This is a genomic window from Thiobacillus sp. SCN 63-57 (genome assembly GCF_001725555.1).
Classification (GTDB): Bacteria; Pseudomonadota; Gammaproteobacteria; order Burkholderiales; family Thiobacillaceae; genus Thiobacillus.
Window position 1 is genome coordinate 46,114 of sequence record NZ_MEGP01000034.1, and the last position, 8,165, is coordinate 54,278.

The 8,165-nt window shown below is 63.1% G+C and carries 9 protein-coding genes, 1 other RNA gene and 1 pseudogene; 3 read left to right on the plus strand and 8 right to left on the minus strand.

Annotated features, from left to right (window positions below):
• Positions 1 to 14: 14 nt before the first annotated feature.
• The 7 genes and pseudogenes from ABT23_RS12940 to ABT23_RS12970 form a co-directional block, all read right to left on the minus strand.
• A complete protein-coding gene (locus ABT23_RS12940; protein ID WP_296636037.1) occupies positions 15 to 575 on the minus strand; it encodes a phosphoribosyltransferase domain-containing protein in 561 nt (186 codons plus the stop codon).
• Between the two features lie 19 nt (positions 576 to 594).
• A complete protein-coding gene (locus ABT23_RS12945) occupies positions 595 to 1,827 on the minus strand; it encodes an EAL domain-containing protein (protein WP_296636040.1) in 1,233 nt (410 codons plus the stop codon).
• Positions 1,828 to 1,829: 2 nt separating this feature from the next.
• Positions 1,830 to 3,293 carry a 4-hydroxy-3-polyprenylbenzoate decarboxylase gene (ubiD, locus tag ABT23_RS12950; protein ID WP_296636043.1) on the minus strand — a complete coding sequence of 488 codons (1,464 nt, stop codon included), beginning with the start codon at positions 3,291 to 3,293 and terminating at the stop codon, positions 1,830 to 1,832.
• A gap of 10 nt (positions 3,294 to 3,303) precedes the next feature.
• Positions 3,304 to 3,783 carry a D-glycero-beta-D-manno-heptose 1-phosphate adenylyltransferase gene (rfaE2, locus tag ABT23_RS12955; RefSeq protein ID WP_296636063.1) on the minus strand — a complete coding sequence of 160 codons (480 nt, stop codon included), beginning with the start codon at positions 3,781 to 3,783 and terminating at the stop codon, positions 3,304 to 3,306.
• 99 nt (positions 3,784 to 3,882) lie between these two features.
• A pseudogene (locus ABT23_RS12960) lies at positions 3,883 to 4,359 on the minus strand (BON domain-containing protein); the annotation flags it as partial.
• Complete coding sequence (locus ABT23_RS12965) at positions 4,356 to 4,949, minus strand: phosphoheptose isomerase (RefSeq protein WP_296636045.1); 594 nt, start codon at positions 4,947 to 4,949, stop codon at positions 4,356 to 4,358. The pseudogene ABT23_RS12960 and the gene ABT23_RS12965, both read right to left, overlap by 4 nt.
• Positions 4,950 to 4,960: 11 nt before the next feature.
• On the minus strand, positions 4,961 to 5,311 hold the full coding sequence (locus ABT23_RS12970; RefSeq protein ID WP_296636049.1) for a YraN family protein: 351 nt from the start codon (positions 5,309 to 5,311) through the stop codon (positions 4,961 to 4,963).
• A gap of 16 nt (positions 5,312 to 5,327) precedes the next feature.
• Here ABT23_RS12970 and rsmI point away from each other — a divergent pair, with 16 nt between their 5' ends.
• Entirely contained in the window at positions 5,328 to 6,203 is an 876-nt protein-coding gene (gene rsmI, locus ABT23_RS12975; RefSeq protein WP_296636052.1) for a 16S rRNA (cytidine(1402)-2'-O)-methyltransferase, read from the plus strand.
• Positions 6,200 to 7,231 (plus strand): dihydroorotase, encoded by a 1,032-nt coding sequence (gene pyrC / locus ABT23_RS12980; protein WP_296636054.1) that lies wholly within the window; start codon positions 6,200 to 6,202, stop codon positions 7,229 to 7,231. The genes rsmI and pyrC overlap by 4 nt, the downstream gene beginning before the upstream one ends.
• 112 nt (positions 7,232 to 7,343) lie before the next feature.
• Here pyrC and ABT23_RS12985 read toward each other — a convergent pair whose 3' ends face one another.
• Entirely contained in the window at positions 7,344 to 7,856 is a 513-nt protein-coding gene (locus ABT23_RS12985; RefSeq protein WP_296636057.1) for a DUF1269 domain-containing protein, read from the minus strand.
• A gap of 96 nt (positions 7,857 to 7,952) precedes the next feature.
• Here ABT23_RS12985 and rnpB point away from each other — a divergent pair.
• Positions 7,953 to 8,165: RNase P RNA component class A (gene rnpB, locus ABT23_RS12990), an RNA gene on the plus strand; the annotation flags it as partial.

Consider the following 8,165-nt stretch of genomic DNA (forward strand, 5'->3'; position numbering starts at 1 on the left):
TTTCCGTAGCGAGGTCAGTCCGGTTGCAGCAAATCGATCTTGAAGCTGGCTTCGTATGGCGGTACGTTGCATTCGATGACGTCTGGCGGCGCGACATCGAGGCGGACACCCACGATGTCCGAGCGTACCGGCAGCTTCGCCGCCCCGCGATCCACCAATACCATGGTGCGGATTTCATCGGGCTGCCTGCGGGCCAGGTATTCCACCGCGCGCAGCATGGAATGCCCGCGATACATCACGTCGTCCACCACCAGCACGGTATGGCCTGTGAGATCGAGAGTGGTGTGCAGCGGGTTTTCCGTCAGCCGGGTTTCGGGATACAGCAGGGTGAGATCGTCGGCATAACGGGTGATCTGCAAATCGAGGCGTACACAATCGGCGAGGCCGTAGTGCGCCTGCAAGCGTGCATGCAGGCGGTCGGCCAATGGCGCGCCGCGGCGCAGGATCCCGACAAGCGCAACCCGGGTACGTCCTGTCAGCAAACCCGCGGCCTGGCGCGCCATGTCGTCGACGATGGTGTCGAGTTGTCGGGTGGTATAGAGACAGGTTCGCTTGCCCTGGGGTTTGTCTGTCATGGTGGCGGCGTGGGGAAGTTCAGGCAGGGCTGTCTGCCACCTGGTTGGCCCATGCCATGGCTTCGATCTCTGCCGTGGTCAGATCCGAAAGCGTCAGCCCGCCAGCCTGTGCCAGCAATGCGTTGGTGTAGTCCAGGTCCAGATGTTCGACGCTTTCGACCAGTTGCAGCAGGACGCCCATTTCGCCCTCGCGGCGTAGCAGACCTGCCGCAAGACGTTCACCCAGATTGAGTTCGCGCACAATATCGATCAGCGGCTTGTCGATGAGGCTTTCGATCAGGGACAGGATCCCGGCCATGAAGGCCTCATCGCAATAATCGGCATTGCGCTGCTGTTTGAGCGCCAGCACTTCCATCATCTTGCCGCGCGTGGCGGCGAGCAGCAGCAGGGGGCTGGGATAGACCGGGCCGCTTTGCAGGGTAAACATCAACAATTGCAGCCAGCGTTGCAATTGCTTGCGTCCCAGGACCAGGATGGCCTGCGAGACCGAGGTGATGCTGCGGTGGACACCGCTTGCAACCGAGTTCACCAGCCGCATCAGGTTGTAGGTGAGATTGGGATGCTGCTTGAAGATCTGCTCGATCTGCACGGTGTCGGCGTCACTCAGTACCAGGCCCAGCAACTGAATGAGTGCCATCTGGCTGGAGTCCGCCCGTTTGGCCGAGAGCACCAATGGCCGTGCAAAGTAATAGCCCTGAAACAGGTCGAATCCAAGCGAATGGCAATAAGCCGCCTGCTCGGCACGGTCGACTTTCTCAGCCAGCAGTCTCACCGGCCATTGCTTGAGCTGGTTGACGATTACACGCAACTGGTCCTGGTCATGCAACAGCAGATCGACCTTGATGATGTCGACCAGCGGCAGCAAGGGACGATAACTTTCATCGAAGATGAAATCATCCAGAGCCAGCGTGAACCCGAGCTGCTTGAGTGCGCGGCAGCGTTCAATGATGGCCTCGTCGACACGGATGGTTTCGAGCAGTTCGAGCACCACCTGGGCCCGTGGCAGCAGTTCGATCATGTCGGACAGCAGCATGTCGGCACTGACGTTGATGAACCCCAGTTGCGACCCCAGTACCGTTTGGACGCCCATTTCGCTGAACGCATGATGAATGACGCTCGCGGTCGCCTGCATGTCGTCGGTGACAGCGGCGCCGGAAGTGTTGCCGGCGCGGAACAGCAACTCGTAGGCGACGATGCGCTGGTTGCGGTCGAGGATGGGCTGACGGGCGAGGAAGATGTTCTGGGTGGTCATGATTACAGCCCCAGGTCTTGCCACAGCGCATCGACGCGCGCCTTGACGTTGGCATCCATCACGATCGGCGTGCCCCATTCGCGGGTGGTTTCGCCCGGCCATTTGTTGGTGGCATCGATGCCCATTTTGCTGCCGAGCCCGGACACGGGGCTGGCGAAGTCGAGATAATCGATCGGCGTGTTTTCCACCAGCAGCGTGTCGCGTGCCGGGTCGACGCGCGTGGTCAGCGCCCACATGACCTCCTTCCAGTCGCGCACGTCGACGTCGTCGTCGGTGACGAGGATGAACTTGGTGTACATGAACTGACGCAAAAAGCTCCACACGCCGAACATCACGCGCTTGGCGTGGCCGGGATAGGCCTTCTTCATGCTGACCACCGCCATGCGGTAGGAGCAGCCTTCGGGTGGCAGGTAGAAATCGACGATCTCGGGGAACTGCTTCTGCAGCAGCGGCACGAAGACCTCGTTGAGCGCCACGCCCAGGATGGCCGGTTCGTCCGGCGGCTTGCCGGTGTAGGTGCTGTGATAGATCGGATCGCGCCGCAGCGTGACGCGCTCGACCGTGAAGACCGGGAAGGTTTCCTGCTCGTTGTAGTAGCCGGTGTGGTCGCCGTATGGGCCTTCGAGTGCCGTTTCACCCGGATGGATCACGCCTTCGAGCACGATCTCGGCGGATGCCGGCACCTGCAGGTCGTTGCCGAGGCATTTCACCACTTCGGTCTTGGCGCCGCGCAGGAGGCCGGCGAACTGGTATTCCGACAGCGAATCCGGCACCGGGGTGACCGCGCCGAGGATGGTCGCTGGATCGGCGCCGAGCGCGACCGCGAGCGGGAACGGCTCCCCCGGATGGGTCAGTTGGTGTTCACGGAAATCGAGCGCGCCGCCGCGATGCGCGAGCCAGCGCATGATGAGCTTGTTCGGCCCGATGACCTGTTGCCTGTAGATGCCGAGATTCTGGCGCTTCTTGTGCGGGCCGCGGGTGACGGTCAGTCCCCAGGTGATCAGCGGTGCGACGTCGCCCGGCCAGCAGTGCTGGATTGGCAGCCGCAACAGGTCGACGTCCGCGCCTTCCCGGACGACCTCCTGGCATGGTGCGCTCTTCACTTCCTTGGGCGCCATGTTCAAGACCTGTTTGAGCACCGGCCACTTGTCCCAGGCGTCGCGCAGGCCTTTCGGGGGCTCGGGTTCTTTCAGATAGGCCAGCAGCTTGCCGACTTCGCGCAGCCGGCTCGGGTCGTCCTCGCCCATTCCCAGCGCCACGCGCTTGACCGTGCCGAACAGGTTCGCCAGCACGGGCATGGTGTGTCCCTTGGGTTTTTCGAACAGCAGTGCCGGGCCGCCGGCGCGCAGCACGCGGTCGGCAATCTCGGTCATTTCCAGTTTTGGATCGACTTCGACGGCGATGCGCTTCAGCTCGCCCATTTTTTCGAGTTGTGCGATGAAGTCGCGCAGGTCGTGATAGATCATGGAGCGCCGATCAGGAACGGATGCGCCGAAGAAGCGCGGTAGTCGAGGTGTGATGCCGGAACGGGATCGAATGCACGCTGCCGCCCCAGCCGCTTACTTCCGCTGCGCCGACGATGCGGTCCGGCGTCCAGTCGCCGCCCTTCACCAGCACATCGGGGCGGATGGCGAGGATAAGGTCGAGCGGTGTATCGGCATCGAACCAGGTGACCAGGGATACGGACTCCAGCGCCGCCAGCAAGGCCATGCGGTCGTACAGCGTATTGATCGGACGGTCGCCGCCTTTGCCCTGGCGTTTCACCGACGCATCCGAATTCACCGCGACGATGAGCGAGGCACCCAGCGCGCGCGCCTCGGCCAGATAGGTCACATGGCCACGATGCAGGATGTCGAAGCAACCGTTGGTGAACACCCGCGGGTGCGGCAGCTGTGCGACCCGTTCGGCCAGGTCGGCGGGGCCGCACAACTTGCGCTCGAATGCGGGTGCGTGCATCGATTGCGGCCGGGCGGTCAGTTGAGGTATTCGAACAGGGACGCCCGAGGTGGTGCGCGCGATATCCGTGGCAGCCTCAGCCTCGGTTTTCGTCACCAGTCCCATCAGGTAGACCACGCCGGCCTCGGTGACCACCTTGATTTTGGTCCCGGGTACGCGCTCGTCGCGCAGCATGCGTGCCTTGACCTGGCTGGTCAGGGCGACGTCGTTGGCGTCAGAAGTCAGCGAGGTAATTCCCGATACGGTCAGTTCGTTGAATACCGTGCGTACGTCGGGAATGCCCTTGACCACGTCGCTTGCCCGCGAGCGCGTGGCCTCATCCGGCACCTGGCCGGTGAGCAGTACCTGACGGTTATAACTGGTGGCGGAAATGTTGTCGGTCTTTTGCGGGAAGGCTTCACGCAGGCGCGCCAGCGCACGCAGCTCGATTTCCTGGTCGCTTACGTACACGCCGGCCGTGCGGCGATCCAATGCGACCGAGGTGCCGACGGCGGCACCGCCCACGACGGCGGCAGCACAACCGCCCAATTGCGACAGGACTGCGCCGATCAGCGCGATACGAATCAGTTTGTTCATTCCTCGACTCCTAATAAAACGCTGTCCACCGCATCGCACAGGCAATGAATGGTCAGCAGATGGACTTCCTGGATGCGCGCCGTGGATTCGGCGGGCACGCACAGGAAGACGTCGTCCTCCTGCATTTGTTCCGCCAGCCCGCCGCCGCTGCGTCCGGTCAATGCGATGACATGCATGTTGCGTGCGTGGGCAGCAGCCACGCCCTGTAGCACGCTGGGCGAATTGCCGCTGGTCGAAATCGCCAGCAGGATGTCGCCCGGATGCCCGAGCGCTTTCACCTGCCGCGCAAACACCTGGTCATAGGCGTAGTCGTTGGCGATCGAGGTCAAGGTCGAGGTGTCGGTGGTGAGCGCGATGGCCGCGAGACCCGGACGCTCCTGTTCGAAACGGTTGATCATTTCCGACGCGAAATGTTGGGCGTCCGCTGCTGATCCGCCGTTGCCGCAGGCGAGGATCTTGCCGCCTTGGGCGAGGCTGTGCACCATCAGGCGTGCCGCGCTCTCGATCGCTGGGGCAAGCGCTTCGGCCGCATCCAGCTTGGTCTGTGCCGAGGCCTTGAAATGGCCGAGAATTCTGTCGTGTAAAGGCATGTTGGTCGCGATTATCCCATATCGTCGAAAGCGTTCCGGATCCATTCCGGGGCGTTGTCGCCCGACAGTGCGACAACGTCGAAACGGCACGGCGGCAGCGTTCTCAGCGTGGCCAGATATTGATGCGCGGTGGCCAGTAGCTTCTTCTGTTTGGCCGGCGTGACGCTGGCGGCAGCACTGCCGAAATCGCTGCGACTGCGCAGTCGCACTTCGATGAACACCAGCGTCGAACCATCCTGCATGATGAGGTCGATTTCTCCGAAGCGGCTGCGCCAGTTGCGTGCCACGAGTTTCAGGCCTTGTGTCTTCAGGAAGGCTGCGGCGCGCGATTCGGCGGATTGGCCGAGCAGGGATTTCAACATCTGCGACAATGCAGGGATGAGTGAAAGTCCGCATCATACGCCTCTGTTTCCCGCGCTCTATGTCGTCGCCACGCCGATCGGCAATCTGGGCGACATCACGCTGCGTGCGCTCGACATCCTGCAGCGCGTGGATCGTGTGGCAGCCGAGGATACCCGTGTATCCGGACAGCTGCTGGCGCATTTCAATATCTCCAAACCGCTGATGTCCATCCGCGAGCACAACGAGCGCGAAGCCGCCGCCGGCGTGGTTGCGCGGATCGCCGCCGGCGAGGCGGTCGCCTATGTGTCGGACGCGGGAACGCCGGCCGTATCGGACCCCGGTGCGCGGCTGGTGGCAGCGGTTCGCACGGCCGGGTTGAAGGTGGTGCCGATTCCTGGTGCGTCGGCCGTGACGACGGCGCTGTCGGCGGCCGGGGTGGAATCGGGTGCGTGGCTGTTCCACGGTTTCCTGCCACCCAAGCCCGGTGCACGCCGTGCCCAGCTGCAATCGCTCGCCGCGCTGCCGGCGGCGCTGGTGTTCTATGAGGCGCCGCACCGCATCGAGGAGACGCTGGCCGACATGGCGGACGTGTTCGACAGCGCACGCGGGGTGACCCTGGCGCGTGAGCTGACCAAGCGATTCGAGACCATCGTTACGCTGCCGCTTGCCGATGCGCCGGCCTGGCTCGCCGCCGACACGAATAATGTGCGTGGCGAATTCGTCGTCATCGTGCATCCTCCGGCGACCGAGGTGGCGGTCGATGCGGAAGCGATGCGCGTGCTCGACATCCTGCAGGGTGCGCTGCCGCCGACGCTTGCCGCCAAACTGGCGTCGCAGATCACCGGGCGCAGCAAGGCCGAACTCTATAAAATGTCGCTGGCACTCAAGCCGCACCCGCAGGACGCAGAATGACCGACACCCTCACGATCACACGGCCCGACGACTGGCACATCCATTTCCGCGATGGGGCGGCCATGCGGAGCGTGCTGCCCGACACCGCGCGCGTGTTCGGCCGTGCCATCGCCATGCCCAATCTGAAACCCCCGGTGGTGAACGTGGCCGACGCCGCGGCCTACCGCGACCGTCTGCTCGCAGCGTCAGGCGCCGCCGCATTCGATCCCTTGATGACGCTTTATCTCACCGACAACACCCAGCCGGACGAAATCCGCCGGGCGCGCGCCAGCGGCTTCGTGCACGCCGTCAAATACTATCCGGCCGGTGCGACGACGAATTCCGATTCCGGCGTCACCGAGCTGGCGAAGGCCTATCAGGCGATCGCGGCGATGGAGGAGGCGGGCATGCCGCTGCTGTTGCATGGCGAAGTGGTCGATGCAGAGGTCGACGTGTTCGACCGCGAAGCCGTGTTCATCGAGCGCCACCTTGTACGGCTCATGAACGATTTTCCGCGTCTGAAGATCGTGCTGGAGCACATCACCACACGTCATGCTGCCGAATTCGTGGCGACGGCACCGGCCAATGTTGCCGCGACGATCACCGTGCACCACTTGCTGTATAACCGCAACGCCATGTTCCGCGGCGGCATCCGCCCACACATGTATTGCCTGCCGGTACTGAAGCGCGAACAGCATCGCCAGGCACTGGTTGCGGCGGCCATCTCGGGCAACCCGAAATTCTTTCTCGGCACCGATTCCGCACCGCATGCGGTTGGCGCCAAGGAGGCCGCATGCGGTTGCGCGGGCATCTATTCGGCGCATGCCGCGATCGAGCTGTATGCCGAGGCGTTCGAGGATGCCGGTGCGCTCGATCGTCTGGAAGCCTTCGCCAGTTTCCATGGGGCAGATTTCTACGGCTTGCCACGCCATGCCGACACGATCACGCTACGCCGTGAGAACTGGACAGCCCCAGACCGTCTCGAACTGGGCGACGAGGCACTGATCCCGCTGCGCGCCGGCGAGACGATCCGCTGGCGCGTGGTCTGACAAAAAAACGGCAGACCAGGGGAAGTCTGCCGCGGCGGAAGCGGTGTCAGCGTTGGCTGCTGACTGCTTCCAGATGTCGCGCAGCATTGCGCTGCGCGCGGGGAGGGAGGCGCTACGGGAACGCCGGGATGGTGGGTTCGATGCCGGAGTTCAAGGCTTCGGGGTGGTATGCGGCGATCAGTTTCTTGATTTCATCGACCCGCCCGGACGGTACGTCGACCATCATCAGAATGCGCCCTGCGGCAATGGCTGACTCGAAGGATTTCAGCCGCGAATTGGGGATGGCGCTGGCTACCATGCTGGCGACCCAGGCGCCGAACGCTGCGCCGATCAAGGCCGTGAGCAGGATGGTCACCAGTTGCAGGTCCACGCCCGCAGGCGGAAACACCACGGCAACCAGCCCGGCGATAATGCCGATGCCGCCACCGACCGCCAATCCCGTCTCGGCACCGTGGACAAAATCGGTTTTCTGCAGGATCGAGGCTTCGTGCAGACCGGGTAGGGAGACGCCATCCCGGGCCAGAACATGAATATGGCCGTCCTCGATGCGGGCCAGCAGAAGTTCGTTGTGGATCTGTCGGGCGCTCGCCACGTCCGGCACCATGAAATACAGTCGTCTTCTCATGATGGCTCTCCTGGCGGGGGCAAGATTGTCCCCGGATACCTTGGATTAGCAAATTAGCGGATGCAGTCAAGTTAAAGTTCTATAATTCGGAGTGGAAAAGCAGGTCAGGCAACCGCTGTCCTCACGTCCGTTGGACGTGGGGGGAGAGGAAAGTCCGGGCTCCACAGAGCAGGATGCCGGCTAACGGCCGGACGCCGCGAGGCGAGGAATAGGGCCACAGAGACGAGCGTATTCAGTTACGGTGAAACGCGGTAACCTCCATCCGGAGCAACACCAAATAGGCAGGCGATGAAGCGGCTCGCTGAGTCT